A 17,765-nucleotide genomic window follows, 5' to 3' on the forward strand; every position below is an offset into this window, starting at 1 on the left:
CATTTTTAATATTGGAAAAGTATTATCTGGTTCTTACCCCCTATACTTTCAAATTAGAAAATCATGGATTTTACAGGTTATAAATTAGGAAAGATACATTTCGTATAATTTTAAATTTTCTTTACTTTCTTTATTAACTCTGGAGAATCAAACTTTAATATATCGTAAAGTTTCTCATCGACGGATATTCTTTTAATGGGAGACTTTTTTACTAGCTTAAGAAAATACTCATATTCCAAATCTGGATTATGAAGACCTTGATTTTGTATATGCATTTTATTAGCCTTCACGTCTCGTATGTTATCTCTATAGCCTTCTGCATAAGGTGTTTTAAAGAAAGTAAAACCGGTAATAAATACCTCCTCGCATTGAGAAGTCAATGCTGAATAAAGAACATAAAAACCCCTTGTGGGATGATATTCATCAAATAATTTTGATATTTTTTTATAGTCGGAATACGGAAGCATATATATAGCATTATTCGTATTTAAATACTTTTTAAAGTAGTTGAACATCCATTGCCACCCATTTTTATCGAAGCGAGGTTGAATAAGGTATTGAACCCCAAACTTGTTAAATAAATTCCAATCTAATGGGCCGCCGCCTCCGGAATCCATATTTTCATGAAAATTATGGAATAAAATATCGGTTTTGGAGCCCAGATATTTCTCATTTTTGGGATTCCAGGTAACTAAAGCTTTATTCATACGAATTACATAATCATAAGTATCAATGATAGGTCCATTCTCTTGGTCATAAGCCGAATCTGCCGGTCCTACAACCGCTACACTTTTATTGTAAAATATTTTTTTCGGTTTAAAAATCCGAATTCTAAAAGGCATGATCAATAGTCCAAAAAATGCTCTGAAAATTTTCATAATACACTGAATGAATTAATATACGATCTTCCCTTATCCTGGATTGAAGGATTATTATACCCTAAAAAATCTATATCACTAGCCACAGCAGCTTCATAATCATTTATAGAGTCTCCAATTAATGCAGTCTCATCTGTTTTATACCTGAACTCCATTAAAAGTTCTTCTACTAATTTTTTCTTTGGAGTTGGAGATCCATTAATACTTATGAAAAAAGAATCAAGCTTTAATTTCTTACATAAAAAACGTAATTCTTCCTGATCTGATCCAGAAACAATATGCATCTCAAAATTATTATAATTCCTCTTTATAAAGTTACAAGTGTCCTCTATTAAAAGTTTTTTATTTAAAAGTTCACGCTTCATCACCTCAGAAAATCTTGAAGCCCATACAGTAACCTCTTCTTCTGATATTTTTTCTTTTCTAATTTCTTCAAAAAAATACCTAAACTTTACATAGCGAGATAAACCTCCATTTTTGAGATGAAACTTCATTAATTCTTGAACTTGTTCCTGAGGATAATCCTTTAAAACCAGCTCAAAACCCTTATTTCTCACAGGCATGGAATCCATGATCACACCGTCAAAATCCCAAAGAATATTTTTTTTATTTTTTAATTGTATCATAGACTGCTTCCGCAATTTTAAAATCATCTTCCCAATCTACATCTAAGGAAGTCAGTTTATTCATCTCAAATAAATAAGGTTTCTCACCTACCCTATCGCCTTTTTTCTCATATATATCCTTAGGAGTAATAAAAATTGCACTATTTATCTCGTAAAGCAATTCAAGTTCCTGTGTTTTTGGCCAACGTTCATTCCCTACTCTATTAATAATATCATTAAGTTCTTTTTTCCATAAAAAATTCTGAAAAGTCGTTACAGACATTAAAGAATCAAACCCTTTCTTAAGGCCCGTATAAAAACTTTTTATAGAATTTTCATAAGTTTCGGCAGTTACCATTGGTGAGGTCACGTGCGTCCAAAGTACATATTCACTATTGGTTATTGTAGGAACGTAGGCAATTAAATCACTTAAACTTGTAGTACTTAAGGCTAAATAATCAGGACGTAAATCTATTTTAAGTTTAGGAAAATCTTTTTTAAAATTTCTAGCAACGGCTATAGATTCATCATCGTTTGTAGAAAGTATTACTTCATCTACATCTAAATTCGATAACTGATGTAACTTCAGTTCCAACAAGCCTCCTTCAAAATTCGAGAATTTTCTGGTATTCTTATTTTTAACACGTTCACTACCCTTACGGGTAGGTAAAAAAATTGAAATGGACATAAAATTTTAAATTAAAGCAAATACCGATTGAGACTCTAAGCTATCATACAGAGTTGGGGTAATAGAAAGTGGGATATAACTGCTGTTTTCCCGTAGACGCTCAAAAATATATTCATTTTCATTGAACAATTCCAGTTCCTGGGTTTTGATCTCTCCTGAATACCCGTCATAACCAGCAAAATAAAATTTTTCAACCCCTAACTTGAGTGCCGTTTCTATTGCTAAAGAAGTTACCGATTCATGAAATTTATCGGTAAATTTTATTGCCTGTAGCTGGAATGCCACCTCCTTTAAACTTTCAGGTATATATGTTCCCATCGTTCTTGGATAAGGAGGTAATATAACCAGTTTATCCTTAATATTCATTTCATTATAACTATCTTCTAAACGATGACCTTCATTTCCTGCCAGGCAATGGATTTGTAAGGTATGTACATCTTTAAATTCCTGGGAATTTTTAGAACTGGAATGGATAAGGCAAATATCTTCCTGTCGTTTTATAAATTCATTAATTGCTTTGGAATGTTTTTTCCCACTAGGACCACCGCCAATTATTAATGCCGATTTAAATTTTTTCTCTTCTTCTAAATTATTTAGATCTATATTGTCTTCAATTCCTTTTGACTGATTAGAAAGTGCTCTTATAATACTGTTTAAAGAATAATAACGTTTTGTAACCCAAGACATTACCTCCTTTTGTGGAAGGGAATTCGCACCTGAAACCATATATGGAAGGTTTGTTCCCCAATCATGCGCTCTTCTTAAATCTTCAAAAGGATCTACTACTTTGCTTAAAGCATTAAAATCAAGGTCCAACTCACCTTTTCCATTAAGCGCGGTTAACAGTAATTCGGTCTGCAAATTTCCCGCGCCCCTACCCATTCCTGTAACTGTAGCATCTACGATAGAGACACCGCATTCTATAGCTGTTAGTGTGTTTATAAGAGCTAGTTGTAAATTATTATGTCCATGAAAACCAATTTTTGTATTGGTTTGATTTCTAACAATGTCAAAGGTTTTCTTTACATCTTCAGGATACACCCCTCCAAAAGAATCTACCATATAAAAATAATCTGCAATCCCGTTAACTTCTTTAATCTGTCCCAGAAATTCCTTTTCATTTTCCCAGTTAGACATATACATAACGTTAAAACCAACTTCAAAACCAAGTTTCTTAACGGCTGCTGCTAGATCCAATGCCCTTTTAAAGTTTTTAGGATCTATAGCTATTCTTACCATAGAAATATAGCCTACACAAGGTTCTAAGAGGTTTGGAACATGCTCTGCTCTTACATCTTTCTCATTTAATATAATAACAAGTTTTTTTGAGCTTAATTCTTTAGACTCTTCCAGAACATACTGCGGGCAGTAAAAATACTCCCCTAGATAAGAATTCATCGGGTTAGAACGATATCCTATTTCAAGATAATCAATAGGGAGACTATTAAAAGCATTAAAGTATTTTTTTACCAATATTTTATCAAAATCCCAATTCGTATAATAACCACCATCACGTAGGGTGCAATCTAAAATTTTTATATTCATAGCTTTATTTATTCAAATATTGTTCCTTTTCTATACTCATGCCCTGGAGAGAAATCATTTCTCTGAACTTGTCCGATTTTTCCAAAAGTTCCATAAATGTTCCTATTGCTTCTATCACTCCATTGTTCAATAATATAATTCTGTCAGCATTAATAATCGTAGACAACCTATGGGCAATCATAAAAATGGTATATTTTCCTTTTAAATTATCTATATTCTGCTGGATCGCCCTTTCAGTTTCCCCATCAAGGGCCGAGGTTGCTTCATCCATAAATAGGAAATCAACGTCTTTAAACAATTCCCTGGCAATAGATAAACGTTGCCTTTGACCACCACTGATATTAATTCCATTATTACCTAAAAACTCCTCCTCCTTATTTTCCAGGTCATAAACAAAATCATAAATAGCCGCCTGCTTCAAAACTCTATTAAATTTTTGAATATTTTCCTCAGTTTTTTCAGCCCAAAGTGATACATTATTATATACGGTATCATTAAAAATAGGAGCCTCTTGTGAGATATATCCTATTCTTTTCCTGTAATCATAAAGATCCAAATTCCTGGTAGAAACGCCATCGATTAAGAGCTCACCTTTTTCGGGGAGTATCAAACCTGCTAAAACATTCATAAGCGTGGTTTTTCCCGAACCGCTTTCACCTATAATAGCAATACTTTCATTCTTTGCCACCTCAAAGTTTATATTTCTTAATATTGGGGTAGAATTATAATAAAAATCCACATTGTTTAATTTAAGGCCTTGCTTTAAATTAGCAAATTTCGTTTTTCCATTTTTTTCCTTATTTTTCCTTAATTCATTTGTGAAGTCTTTCATATTCTCAAGGGATGCCGATGCTCCAAGAAACTTATTCCAATGCTCTTGTAAGGACATTAAGTAAGTCATTGCCCTATATAAAAAAAGCAAACTTAAAATTATCAATCCAATATCAGAATTAAAATATGTAACTTGAATTAATATGGCTACAATTACAACCAACATTGTAATTGGCTCTCGCATGGCCTTTAAGGTGGAGTCTACAATCCCCAGTCTCCTTTGTAAATTTTCTAAATCATTTATTTGATATTTTAATTTTCCTCCATAATATTTATTGATTCCAGTAGCTTTTAAATATTTATAAATAGCAACGTGTTGTATAAGAAAACCCTGAAACCTATGGGCACTAACGGTATACTTTCGGGAGAGATATTTGGTTTTTTTAAAAAGCCATTTAAACAAATAGTTACTTAGTGCACCTCCAACGGCTACTATAATTGCAAATTCAGCGTTTGCTGAAAATGCCAATAACAGATAGACTGTAATAAGAACCCCATATTCAATTGCTTTAAAATAGCTTCTATAAGCTATATTAACCCTTCCAACTTCTGAGCTGAATGTATTTTGAATCATCCCAGGATCAGATTTGAGGAATGATTTAAAAGAATAAGTGTTTAACAAATTAATATTTGTAATTCTTATTTCCCTCATAAAAAGTTGTTGATAAACGACCCTATAATAGCCTTCGATAAAAGTAACAATACCTTTTAAACAGAAAAAAACAAGGATTATAAGTAATACACTTACAATATTTAGCGTAATTCCAATAGATTCCAGAAATTCCGGTAAAAAGCTTAGTTTACCCAGCTCCTCTCCTCCATTCGCAGCGGTTGTCTCGTTATCGGTATTAGACATTCTTAGTAATGGAATGAACATAGCCAAACCAAAACCGTCCAGGGTACCTTTTAATATACTTAGAAAAAAGGCAATAAATATTCTATATCTAAGGAAACCATAGAAATAGAAAAAATATTCAAAATTATTTTTTATAATCTTTTTTAGTTTATCCATTTATTATATATCTACCATTAAGTGAATTTTAATCTTTTTCTAAAGAAATAAAATTTACGTCGTAAAGCAACAATTTGTTTTTTTATTAAATTTTTTAAATTATAATCTGGAAATTTATAATTTTTAAATTCGGATATTCTTAAGTACTTCAAATACTCCCCTTTTTGAGGATGAAAAGACATATATAGCCATGGTTTTTCAGGCCCACTGTAATGTATTAGATAGGAAATATTCTTTTCATATACTTCCATTTTTTTGTAAACTTTTTCTTTACCATCCAGTACTATTTTATTTAAAATACGCGGATTCCATAAAGGAGAAATCTCTTTCCAGTTTCCTTTAATCACATAATTAAATGCGTCTTGATCATGGTAAGGAGTTAAATTCCATTTTTCTAATGCAAATTTTAAAGATTTTTTAGAGATGTCATCTGCTCGCCATTTATTTAAATTAACCAGCATTACTCCTGTATTAAAATACTGATGAGCATTTATTCCGAGGGTCTTTTTGGCTTCTTCAGAAAAATTTTCAAACACCTGATCTCTCACTGCTGCAACATAATTTTCATCCAGATTCTCGTCAAAAATTATAGCCGGGTCTTTCTGCAGGACTATATCTGCATCGAAGAACACGACTTTAGTTATATGGGAGGGAACTCTGTCGTAAATTAATATTTTATCATAAATTGAAGCATTCAGATGTTTACTCTTTGCTTTTAATTTTGAAGATATATTAAAGTCACATTCTACTAATTGAAAGTTTATATTTTCAGGTAAAAAATTAGTAAGACTCCTATTAAAATTATCCAGAGATTTTTTATCACAATTGGTATAAAAAATAAAAATTTCGTACTCCCGTGTTGCCGAGATTATATTCTTTAAGGACATCAGCATAATACAAGCATGCTGGATATAAAACCCATCGGCGTAAGTGATAATATTTACTTTTCCCATTTAATTTTGCTTCAATAATAATTTTAGAGTTTCTCTATAATCTACCTCTTTTTCAGAAACCAAATTCCGCTTTTGGTCTAAAATATTTCTAATTTTATTCTTAATAATTTGTATATCTTTTTCTTTGCAAGGAAAGGCCCAACCCTCTTCAATAAGATTTTTATAATAATTGATGCCTGTCTCACTGAGTATTAAAGAAAATCGTTGCAATATTGCTGCTTCTGTTATGGAGCCCGATGAAAATGATAAATGTAAATCACATTCTTCAAGTACCAAAGGAAGAGGAGCACTACTGGAGTATTCGATAGTAATATTCTCTAATATCCCCAAGTCTTTAAATTTATCTTCAACAGATTTCTTTTCCATCTCGCTCATTCTTGGGTGAAAACGTAACCACCACTCAAACTCTTCTTTAGTTTCCTCTATCACCTTATATAGATACGATGGAATAATATCATTAATTGGTTGTAGGGTAAATAAAACTACCGGCTTTAGTTTCTGTAACTTTATGTTATTCTTTTTTTTCTGCTTAAGAAATCCAATCCAGGGATTCCCCCCCAAGAGAGTCTTATGAGGCGTATTATTTGTCCAAATATTTATATCCTTATAGCTGGACTTACTCCATACCCAAAAAATATTAGGTAATATATTATAGCCTTCAACTGGTATTTTACTAAAATAATAAGCAGGATGGGCTTTACCCAACCCACCGTGTTGCAGGTCTATACTGCTAACTCCTAGTTTTCGTGCTGCAAGGTTAAATCCATAATGCGCATCTGAGTAATAAACAAGGCTAACTGCATATTTAGGTTTGGTTAACTTTATAATTTTTGTATAAACTTTTTCCCAGGATTTTATAGACAGTATCGTTCGAATTAATTTATTCTTATGGTATCTGGCATCTATGCCTGTTTTTTCATGAACACTTTCTAGAAAAGCTTCGAATTCAGGAAGCTGTTTTAACTCCTCAACATACCTATTTTTATCCCGTGAGCTTGAATATAGTGGTAACATACTGTTTATATCTACAATACGATCAGGACGATTGGCGCAGTTCTCTTTTACCACGGGATATTCTAAAAAATAAGAATTTTCTCCCTCTCCTTCAAGGTAGTCCATTAAAGGTTCTATAAATCTATTGAATTCTTTATTCTTATATATAATACGTTGTTCATAGATACTGCTAAAAAGAAAAGTAGCCTCTTCCAGCTTCAGTTTTTTAATATAAACCCATGCTTTTACAAGCTTTCTTACTTTATTAAAGATCTTACTATATATTAGTGAAGGCCTTTTAGTTTGGCCAACACCCTTAACTAATGTTATGAAAAAAATTTTCTTTTTTATAATAGGCCATACGTGTACCCCTCCTACTTCCCAGGTTTCTACTGGATATTGTTTTTCCCATTCCGCAAAAAAGATTGATAAATTAGTGAGATCTATTTTACTTTTGGCCATGTTCTATCAAATCTAGATTGAATGCTGTACCCTTTTCTACGTTTTTATTGATTCTTTTTCCCAGAATATCAATTAAATATTTTGGATGCAACCCAAATCCAGGTCTAATACTTCTTACGTTTTTCTCTGTGATCTTTTCTCCAACTTTAATATCTTCTACCACATAAAGGGAACGGCTAAAATCCCTTCCTTTCTTCTGTTTTTCTGTCAGTGTATAGTCAACCTTTCCTACAGCTTTTTCTGCCTCCCTAACTGCCTTTACCATTTCGGTAAATTCCTCTTCATCCATAGAAAAAGAAGCATCGGGCCCACCTATGCTTTTATCCAATATAAAATGCTTTTCAATTATTTTAGCCCCCATAGCGGCAGCGACAATAGGCACCGTACTTCCCATAGTATGGTCTGATAATCCGGAAATAACATCATAACGCTCAGCAAGGTCTTTTATCATGACCATATTGGCCTCTTCTATAGGAGCCGGATAGGAAGAAGTACATTTTAATAAGGCAATATCATTATTACCCATTCTTCTACAAGCATCTAAAGCTAGTTCAATGTCCTCCTGCCCTGCAATGCCGGTAGAGATAATTATAGGTTTAGCTTTGGAAGCAACATACTCAATCAATGGGATATCTGTGATCTCAAACGAAGCAATTTTATAAGCCGGAACATTTAAATCCTCCAGGAAATCTACGGCGGTTTTATCAAATGGAGAGGAAAAGCATATCAAACCTTCTTCATCAGCAGCCTCGAAAATTGCTTTATGCCACTCCCAGGGCGTATAGGCTTGTTCATATAGATTATAAAGATTTTTTCCCTCCCAGATCGTACCTTTTATTATAAAGTCCTTTTTTGTTGAATTAATGGTAATTGTATCAGGGGTGTAAGTTTGTAATTTAATACAATCAGCACCAGCTCTTTTGGCAGCCTTAATTGTTTTCAAAGCTGTTTCAATACTGCCATTATGGTTAGCAGATAACTCTGCAATAATAAATACAGGTTCAGGTTCACCTATTACTTTATTTCCTATTTTCATTATATAAATTTTTCAAATTTTAATTCTGATGCATTTTTGGAAATTTCTTTAAAAGATAATTTTTTAAATATTTTAATCGAAGGAATATTTTCTTTTAATACATAACCATAGACAACTTGCACTAAGGGTCTGTTTTCTATTAAAAATTGTATCCCGTTTTCCAATAGATAAGTTCCCAATCCCTTTCCAGTAAATTTTGGATCCAGAAGATAATTAATTTTAGCTATACTTTCCTTCTCTAGATCAAACCTAATTGAACCAGCCGCAACTCCTTGAACTTCTAAAAGGTAATATTCAAAATTTGTATTTTCCAATTTGGAAAAGAACCAATTCGCATGCTCTTTTAAAGTGATTTTATCTTTATTAAAAGAAAATTCCCTCACTTTTTGATTATTCGCCCAGGAATATGTCAAATAGAAGTCAGAAATTTCCACATGTCGTAATTCGTTTTTTTTATTAAACTTAGAATGAATTTTAACATCAATATATTTCTGTTGAAAAAAACAATGCTCTTTTAAATCCAATTCAAAACCAAACCCAGCTTGCCCAAGGGCATTATATAGTCTTGGTCTTAAATCAAAGGCATAGGTATAAATTTTATGAAGATTAATCTCATTGAATGCAACCTTTTCCAGTAATTTCAAATAATTGACCCAATGAAATTCAAAATATTCTTTTTCCAGACTAGTATTCATTATAAAGGATATCTCAGCATTCTTATCTGTCCACTTAATATGGACTAGTCCTCCATAGCCTATACATTCTTCGTCTTTTAAATAAGAAAAAAGAATTTGGGAGGGTTTGTCTAGTTCAAATAGATTAGATATTACAGACTCGAAATAAATATCCTGCTTCTCTTTTGTAAGAGGCTCATTTTGTCGTAAATGATACATTTGCTCATTACGCCATTTCATAATATCATAACGATCCTCCATACGAATCGGAACTATAGAATACTCTCCTGAGGAAAATACTTGTTGATCTAATATTTTATAAACACTCATACAAATTTAGCTTTTAGAAAGCTTCAAGAAATATTTCGCCATTTCTAAATCTTCATATTCATCTATATCTATAGCCTTAATCCAATGAAGTGGGAAAAATGAATAATTTGGACCATAAAAACTCTTTGTATTAATAAGGGCTTCTTTTTTTGCTATCCAGATCGCCCCTGTGGGACAATATAGATCTGGTTGGTCTTGAGACCTTTTCATTCTCTCCTTCTCATCAAACACGGGAGTGGCTTTTCCCGAAGGATCTAATTTATGGGCCCACCACGGGTTCATCCAGCCGTATTTAAAACAGCTAATTTGATACTCTACATCATTATTAAAAAAATGTTCAAGAGCTTCATCTATATCATTATTATCTCTTAAGGGGCAATTGGCCATTAACTGCACTACCACTTCATGTGATTGCATACCCGTTTCTTCCCACTGATTAAGTGCTTTAATAGTCGCCAGACTTATGGGGGAATGGTCATCTGCATTTTCATTTCTTAAAAAAGGAACTTTTGCACCATATTTCCTTCCTACCTCGGCAATTTCTTCATCATCGGTACTCACTAACACCTCATTTATATATTTAGATTTAAGAGCAGCTTCAATTGTCCAGGCCAACATTGGCTTACCATTTATTTCTAAAATATTCTTTTTAGGAATTCTTTTAGAACCACCTCTTGCAGGTATAACTGCAATGATCTTTTTATTTACCAAATTGTCCATCCTCCATCAACTTTTAAATTATGACCCGTCATATTTGTAGAGCTTTTAGAAATTAAAAAATCTACAGGACCTATCACGTCTTCTTCTTCCAACATTCTTTGTTGGGGAGTAAGTTTTTTATACCTATTCTCGAAGTGCTCGTCAGTTCTCCCTTTTATACCTCCAAAACTTACACAGTTCACCCTAATTTCAGGAGCCAACCGCACTGCTAGTTCTTTGGTAAGGTGAATTTGAGCTGCTTTGGAAACACCATAATGAATGGCAGATGAATTCTCAAAATCATCATAGAGCGCCGGGGTTGGTGCTACCACTCCATACATAGAGGAAATAAAAATAATATTCTGTAATTTATGGAACATTTGATTTTTAACCGCCATGGAGAGCTGATAAGGAAAAACTACATCCATATAAAACTCACCAGAAAAATTTTCATTGGAGATTGTTTTGTCGTCTTCTAATTTTAAAAAATTTAAGGAACGTGCATTGTGGATTATATCAGTTAGTACAATATTATGAAGTTGTAGATATTCTAAAATAATATTTTTGGCGTTTTCTGTATTAAAATCAACCTCAATAACATGTAGAGCTTCAAGCTTATAATGAGATAATTCCTTTTCCTTATTATCAAGAAATCGCTCTTTATCCGTAGATGAAGTAATAACTGTAAACCTTTTTTTTAGAAAATGCTTTACTAGTTGAAATCCTACTTTTCCACTTCCTCCTGTGATTAAAATACTTTTCATTTCCTCCCTTTTTCCAAGATTTTAATTATTTCAAGGGTTTCTTCCCTTTTAATATTTTCTTCTTCTTTATTTATGACTTTGACAAATTTATGTAGCGAATTCTTAAAACAGGTATAGGAATCACTAAATTCTTTTGTTACACAACCTTTCTCCCCATAGAAATTTAGACTTACAGTGATCGGTATAGTTCCGGTTACTTTTAAATAAGCCGTGGTATTTTCCCATTTAACAATGCAATTAGTAATAGCAACGCTTTGTAAACATTTAACACCCAACAGCTTTCCCCTATGAGGAAGGCGTGCGATAATAGGCTCTATAATATGGATAGCATAAGTATCCCATTTTTTCGGTATTGCCGCTTCAACATGAACTATTTCACCTATTTGATCTTTTTCTTTCTCTGTTAAGTCTAGTTCTTTAGCAAAACGAATGGAGGAACAGGAAAAAACTTGGTTTTCATATTGCTGTTCCTTTAAAATTTTATTAGCTTCTTTTACCGATAAAGCTAAAGGCTTATCAATAAATATAGGTATCCCGGCTTTTAAAAACGGAAATGCCATTTTATAATGGTTTTTGGCATCATCCCGTGCCAATAGAACCGCATCAACCTTACCAAGCATATCCTCTAGATTTTCTACTACAACTTCAATTTTTGCAGAAGCTGCAATATGTTTTGAAGTCGCTATATCCTGGGTCCAAATATGGGTAACCACACCAAATTTACCCAAACCATCTTCTGGAAAATTCTGTTTTGCCAAATATTCAGAAATAATAGGAAAAGGGCAGTATTTCATTTTTTCCTTATCATACCCATTAAATATAGCACTCCAGGAATAAGGATGACCGTTACCTTCACTCATTCCTATAATTCCTATTTTTAATTTTTCGGCCATCTGGATGGTATTAAGATGTTATCAGTTATTCTATTTTCTAACTCAGGTAATGAATCCGCTTTCGTTAGGCTTTTAATATTCTCCTTCAGTTGTAATTCGCTTTCCACTCCTATAATTACTTTATCAACAAATTGCTTATCCAGAACAAACTTTAAAAGCGTTCCGTTTAAGGGAATATTTTTCTGAAGTTGACTTATAAGGGGTTTTACTTCTTCGAAAAAACCGTCGAGTTGCTGAGGATCCATAAAAAACAGGCCTTGTAAAAAAGCAGATCTGGCATGAATTTCACACCCCCCGGACTTAAGGATTTTCATAGCGTTTTCAAATCTTCGGTCGAAATAATTGTAAGGAACTTGAACTAGGTCTGGAAAATATCCCTTTTCTAGAAGCAACTCTAATTCCTCTGGTTCATTCAGAGAAAAACCGATTTTATTTATTTTTGCCTCTGATTTAAATTCTATTAATTCCTCCCAATGCTCCGAGTGCCCTATAAGTTCTATAGGGCGATGAGCTAGATATCCATAAAAAGATTGGACACCTAATTTTTTTAAACTATCCTCAAGCTGAATAGAAATAGATTCACCTTTGGAAGGCGGGAGGAATTTCGAAACCATTTTAAAAGCAGAAAGATCATTTTCCCCAAGTACATCTTCAGAACTCCCATAGGCAGATGCAGAATCCAAAACATCTATTTTATAAGATTTGGCAGTTTCTAGAATTTTAACAACTTCCTCCGCCGTGGTTTGCCCACTGTTATTGGAAATACCATAGGGAAGACCAAACTGAACAGTTCCTAAACCAAGTTTCTCGCTAATCTTCATAAAATGAATTAATCTTCTCTATTACGTACTCCTGTTCTTCTTTCAGCAAAGTAGGGTAAATCGGTAAACTTATACAGGTTTTGTAATATTTCTCTGCAACTGGAAGATCTCCTTCCTTCCAGCCGAATTCACGATAATAGGGCATTAAATGACAGGGAATGTAATGAATTTGGGAAAAAATTTGGTTTTCCCGTAAATAATTATAAAGCCCTAACCTATCTTCCACTTCAAGAACGTATAAATGATAGGCATGCCCATCGATCACCCCAGATTGTCCTTTTATAAAATATTTATTTTTAAATGCTTCCTGGTATCTTGAAGCAATCACACTACGCTTTTCAAGTCCCTCATCGGCTCGCTTTAATTGGCTGCTTGCCAATGCGGCCTGAAAATCGGTTAACCGGTAATTATAACCTAAATCATGCATTTCCATGTACCACGCGGGATAGGTCTCGTCTACGCTCGAATTGACAGTAAAACCATTGGCGAAATCGGGAGTATTTATATATTTATTATCATCCTTTACAATGCCATGCGTTCTTAATTGAAGTAGTTTTTCATATAGTTTCTTATCATTGGTGGTAATCATCCCGCCTTCCCCACTGGCAATATGTTTAACCGGATGAAAGGAAAAAATGGCTAGATCAGCGAATTCCCCATTACCGCACAATTGTTTTTGGTCTTTGGAGTCAATAAAATATCCTCCGGGTGCGTGACAGGAATCTTCAATAATCCATAAATCATATTCTTCTGCAAGCTGCTTAAATTCTTGTAGATTTACCGCCCTCCCGGCAAAGTCTACGGGAATTACACCTTTATAGGTTCCTTGCGGGGCATTTTCAAGTAATTCCCTAACCTTGTTTATATCCAGTAAGTATGTTTCCGGGTCAATATCTGCAAAAACCACTTCGCCACCACAATAGCGAACACAATTAGCTGAAGCTGCAAAGGTAATTGATGTGGTTATTACTTTATCACCTGGCCGAATATTCAGCGCAATTGCACAAAGATGTAAGGCTGCAGTACCGTTAGAAACAGCTACCGCATATTTGCTACCAACATAATCTGAAAAGTCGTCTTCAAATTCGGCAATCCGTGGACCCTGGGTAAGGTAATCAGATTTCAGGGTGTTTACCACTGCCTCAATATCCTCTTCTGTAATATTTTGACGACCGTATGGAATTGGGTTCTTCATAAACTATACTTCAAATGTTGGGTCTACATGTTCTTTAATTAATTTCCTAAGGTCTTCCACCGTTTCCCACTCTTCATTTTCACCTGAATTATACTGGAAGCCAGGAGTTACTTTTTTTGCATTAAATTTTTTTACAAAGTCTTCTAATTTCCATTTATGCGTAGCAGGTAGAATAGTATAGTATTTGCCCAAATCATAGGTGTAATAAGAATCTGAATCAGTAATCATTTCTTCGTGGATTTTTTCACCCGGTCGGATGCCAACTACCGGTTTTTCACATTCCGGACCAATAGCCTCAGCAATATCCATAATTTTATAAGAAGGGATTTTTGGCACAAAAATCTCACCTCCCCAGGCATTTTCTAGTGCGTGCATTACCATATCTACGCCACCTCGAAGCGAAATATTAAATCTTGTCATGGTAGGTTCAGTAATTGGCAACACTCCTTCCTTCTTCTTTTTAAGAAAAAAAGGTATAACAGAACCATTAGATCCCATTACATTCCCATACCGTACTACAGAAAATTTAATCGGGTTCCAACCAGTTATATTGTTAGCCGCAACAAATAATTTATCTGAAGCCAATTTAGTTGCTCCATATAGATTAATTGGAGCGGCAGCTTTATCCGTAGAAAGTGCTACTACACGTTCTACGCTGGTTTCGAGGCAGGCATTAATTATATTTTCCGCCCCCATGATATTTGTTTTTACACATTCCATAGGGTTATATTCTGCGATTGGCACATGTTTCATTGCCGCCGCATGTATCACATAATCTATTCCTTTCAAGGCTCTTTTTACCCTGGCTTCGTCCCTAACATCTCCAATAAAAAAGCGTACTTGGGGGAAGTCTTTAGAAGGATAGTCCTGAGCCATCTCAAACTGCTTTTGTTCGTCCCTGGAAAATATAACGAGTTTTTTAACTTCTGGAAAATTAGTCAGTATGTGTGAGGTTAAGGCTTTTCCAAGTGATCCGGTGCCCCCGGTAATTAAGATTGATTTATCTTTTAATATATGCATTTTTTAACTTATTATTTAATTGGATTGGAGTAAAATATCAGCCATTAATTAAATGAACAAATATAAAAGATAGATGAACAAATGAACCTACTATAATCTTAAAAAATATATAAAGTAATATAATCTGAATTAATTTCTCTAATTTTATGAATTCTGATAAACGCCCAAGAGAAACATCTTCATGATAAGAATTAATAAGAAAAAATGGATTTCTAATAATATTAATTTAATTCCTGATTTTATTATAAGTGGAGCAATGAAATCAGCTACCACCACAATCCATGAGGTTCTTTCATATCATCCTGATATATTTATTCCTCGTAGCGAAATTCGGTTTTTTGAATTAGATAACATATTGCAACATCCCCGATTCCATTCATTTGACAAGAATACAAAATCCTGGACAGGGAGATTGGATGGAAAGAAATTAGAAGAATCTTGGAATTGGTACCACAATCTTTATAAAGGGAATGAGTCCAAGATAAAAGGAGAGGATTCTACATCCTACTTAGCGTCTAGAACAGCAGCTCAAAGAATTGCCTCCCAAAATAAAAATATAAAAATGATATTTTTATTACGTCAGCCCAGCTTAAGAGCATTTTCTCAATATCTTCACATGCTTAGAAGCGGTACTGCTATGTGGAGTTTTGAAGATACATTGGTTCATAATCCTTACAGTGTACTTACAAGAAGTTTATATAAAGAACAATTACAACATTACTATGATGTTTTGCCATCCAATCAAATCAAAGTGATTTTATTTGAAGATTTGGTTTCTGATCCTGAAAGGGTATTAATTAATCTATCTACTTTTTTGAAAATAGATTTCAACTTATTTCCAAAGGATATTTTTAATACTCACGCTAACAGAGCAAAATTGCCAAAATTTCCCGAACTCCAAATGCAGGGGAATAAAATAATAGAGAATTTAGGGCCTAGGTATATTAACGATTTACAAAACAGAAAATACCAACCGATAAGCCATAAAGTATTTGAAAAAATTTATGATAATTTTAATCCCAGTATCGCGAAAGCTGCACCTAAAATAAATCGATCTACAAAAGATTATCTGGATTCTTATTTTTATAAAGAATTATTTGAGATTGAGGAATTGGTCGGCCAAAAAATACTAACAAAGTGGTTTAATTAAAACTCTCAATCCATCAGAGACCGAAAAATAAAATCTTATAACCCCTCAACTATTTGTAAAATGAATAAAATCAAAAAAAAATTAAGGAATTTACTAACTAAAAATAATGATGAAGAAATAGCATCAAGTTCACTCGAATATTTATATGATATTATCCAATCTAGTGCATTGGACAAAATGCAGCATATGGATATTAACGATTTATCATTTTTATCTATTGAATATAACAATCTAGAGAATCAATTTGAGCAAGCTACGAGCATTTTAAAAAATTACGGGATAGTATTAATTAAAAATGCAATTTCTGAAAAATTATCTGATGATGTTTTTGAAAATTTTAAAAAGATTCAGAAGGATTTCAAATCTTCTGACAGATTAATTAGAGATCAAGTTACCGAAACGTATTACATAGATAGTGAAGGGCTTAAATTCAAAACTTATCAGGAAAAAGCTAATTATTCTAAAACAATTTTCAGCATCAGAAATGGAGCTGATAAAGGAATGATTGATGTATTCAATTACGACTATATTGACAAAAAAAATAGCAGTAATTTAAGAAAGGTCTATGAAAATCCTCGAATTGTTGATTTAATTAATTCAGCATCAGAAAAAAAATATTCGCCCAAAAATTTAAATATTTATTATAATCAGGATATTCAAAATACAAGAGGTTTTCACGTGGATGCCTACTCTAAAGGAAAAATAAAAGCATTTATATATTTGACAGATGTCAAAGATATCTCATATGGTCCCTATAGTTACGTTATTAAATCTAATACCGATTCAGAAGCAGAGAAATTAAATAAAACGTTTGCTAAGCTAAGCGACAAAAAACACACGGAAGCATTTTGTTTTAAAATTGAAAATGCATACCCAATCCTGGGAACTAAAGGTACCCTCGTTATTTCTGATCAGGCTGGTATTCATCGAGGTCATCCTCAAGCGAAAGAAAGAGAAAGAATGGTCGCCGTAATGAATTATGAATATGAAAAAGAATAGTATTTATTTTTTAAACCAAGGTCAAGGTTGATTAATTATAAAAGAACTTAATCGAATCAATATTGAGCAAGTAAGCTTAATAATTTCACCGAGTTGACCACCGGTAATAATATCATGTGAGAAATTAGCTGTTTTGTCTAAAATTAATTGACATCAATATCTTATAAGAATCAGAATTTCTGACCACCACTAAAATATTCTCTCTTAATAGATTTAT

At 33.0% G+C, this 17,765-nt stretch carries 17 protein-coding genes; 2 read left to right on the top strand and 15 right to left on the bottom strand.

All coding sequences use genetic code 11. The features are described 5' to 3' along the window. Positions 1-110: 110 nt before the first annotated feature. From B5X53_RS07780 to pseB, 15 genes are all read right to left on the bottom strand, one after another. Positions 111-878 (bottom strand): glycosyltransferase family 29 protein, encoded by a 768-nt coding sequence (locus B5X53_RS07780; RefSeq protein WP_079712674.1) that lies wholly within the window; start codon positions 876-878, stop codon positions 111-113. Next, positions 875-1,504 carry an HAD family hydrolase gene (locus B5X53_RS07785; RefSeq protein WP_079712675.1) on the bottom strand — a complete coding sequence of 210 codons (630 nt, stop codon included), beginning with the start codon at positions 1,502-1,504 and terminating at the stop codon, positions 875-877. The genes B5X53_RS07780 and B5X53_RS07785 overlap by 4 nt, the downstream gene beginning before the upstream one ends. Then, positions 1,485-2,171: an acylneuraminate cytidylyltransferase family protein gene (locus B5X53_RS07790; RefSeq protein WP_079712676.1), complete on the bottom strand. Its 687-nt coding sequence runs from the start codon at positions 2,169-2,171 to the stop codon at positions 1,485-1,487. The genes B5X53_RS07785 and B5X53_RS07790 overlap by 20 nt, the downstream gene beginning before the upstream one ends. 6 nt (positions 2,172-2,177) lie before the next feature. After that, a complete protein-coding gene (locus B5X53_RS07795) occupies positions 2,178-3,716 on the bottom strand; it encodes an aldolase catalytic domain-containing protein (RefSeq protein ID WP_079712677.1) in 1,539 nt (512 codons plus the stop codon). Positions 3,717-3,720: 4 nt separating this feature from the next. Further along, the gene (locus tag B5X53_RS07800) at positions 3,721-5,199 is read right to left on the bottom strand and encodes an ABC transporter ATP-binding protein (RefSeq protein WP_232764150.1); all 1,479 of its coding nucleotides are present in this window, start codon (positions 5,197-5,199) and stop codon (positions 3,721-3,723) included. 377 nt (positions 5,200-5,576) lie between these two features. Then, the gene (locus tag B5X53_RS07805) at positions 5,577-6,512 is read right to left on the bottom strand and encodes a glycosyltransferase family 8 protein (protein ID WP_079712679.1); all 936 of its coding nucleotides are present in this window, start codon (positions 6,510-6,512) and stop codon (positions 5,577-5,579) included. Continuing rightward, entirely contained in the window at positions 6,513-7,967 is a 1,455-nt protein-coding gene (locus tag B5X53_RS07810; RefSeq protein ID WP_079712680.1) for a hypothetical protein, read from the bottom strand. It lies immediately after the preceding gene. Further along, positions 7,954-9,003 carry a pseudaminic acid synthase gene (gene pseI, locus B5X53_RS07815; RefSeq protein ID WP_079712681.1) on the bottom strand — a complete coding sequence of 350 codons (1,050 nt, stop codon included), beginning with the start codon at positions 9,001-9,003 and terminating at the stop codon, positions 7,954-7,956. The genes B5X53_RS07810 and pseI overlap by 14 nt, the downstream gene beginning before the upstream one ends. Further along, positions 9,003-10,007, bottom strand: coding sequence for a GNAT family N-acetyltransferase (locus B5X53_RS07820; protein WP_079712682.1), 1,005 nt, complete (start codon positions 10,005-10,007; stop codon positions 9,003-9,005). Before B5X53_RS07820 ends, pseI begins: the two co-directional genes overlap by 1 nt. A 6-nt stretch (positions 10,008-10,013) precedes the next feature. After that, complete coding sequence (locus tag B5X53_RS07825) at positions 10,014-10,727, bottom strand: acylneuraminate cytidylyltransferase family protein (protein WP_079712683.1); 714 nt, start codon at positions 10,725-10,727, stop codon at positions 10,014-10,016. After that, positions 10,712-11,470, bottom strand: coding sequence for an SDR family oxidoreductase (locus B5X53_RS07830; protein WP_079712684.1), 759 nt, complete (start codon positions 11,468-11,470; stop codon positions 10,712-10,714). The genes B5X53_RS07825 and B5X53_RS07830 overlap by 16 nt, the downstream gene beginning before the upstream one ends. Then, positions 11,467-12,228: a Gfo/Idh/MocA family oxidoreductase gene (locus tag B5X53_RS07835; protein WP_157822129.1), complete on the bottom strand. Its 762-nt coding sequence runs from the start codon at positions 12,226-12,228 to the stop codon at positions 11,467-11,469. The genes B5X53_RS07830 and B5X53_RS07835 overlap by 4 nt, the downstream gene beginning before the upstream one ends. Positions 12,229-12,347: 119 nt before the next feature. Further along, the gene (locus B5X53_RS07840; protein WP_079712686.1) at positions 12,348-13,184 is read right to left on the bottom strand and encodes an aldo/keto reductase; all 837 of its coding nucleotides are present in this window, start codon (positions 13,182-13,184) and stop codon (positions 12,348-12,350) included. After that, a complete protein-coding gene (gene pseC, locus B5X53_RS07845) occupies positions 13,174-14,379 on the bottom strand; it encodes a UDP-4-amino-4,6-dideoxy-N-acetyl-beta-L-altrosamine transaminase (RefSeq protein WP_079712687.1) in 1,206 nt (401 codons plus the stop codon). The genes B5X53_RS07840 and pseC overlap by 11 nt, the downstream gene beginning before the upstream one ends. Positions 14,380-14,382: 3 nt before the next feature. Continuing rightward, entirely contained in the window at positions 14,383-15,399 is a 1,017-nt protein-coding gene (pseB, locus tag B5X53_RS07850) for a UDP-N-acetylglucosamine 4,6-dehydratase (inverting) (protein ID WP_449415968.1), read from the bottom strand. A gap of 181 nt (positions 15,400-15,580) precedes the next feature. Between pseB and B5X53_RS07855 the strand changes: the two genes are divergently transcribed. Beyond that, positions 15,581-16,549: a sulfotransferase family protein gene (locus B5X53_RS07855; protein ID WP_079712688.1), complete on the top strand. Its 969-nt coding sequence runs from the start codon at positions 15,581-15,583 to the stop codon at positions 16,547-16,549. A 60-nt stretch (positions 16,550-16,609) separates the two neighbouring features. Next, positions 16,610-17,548 (top strand): hypothetical protein, encoded by a 939-nt coding sequence (locus B5X53_RS07860; protein WP_079712689.1) that lies wholly within the window; start codon positions 16,610-16,612, stop codon positions 17,546-17,548. The last annotated feature ends 217 nt before the right edge of the window (positions 17,549-17,765 follow it).

Source organism: Salegentibacter salinarum, from assembly GCF_900168115.1.
Lineage (GTDB): Bacteria > Bacteroidota > Bacteroidia > Flavobacteriales > Flavobacteriaceae > Salegentibacter > Salegentibacter salinarum.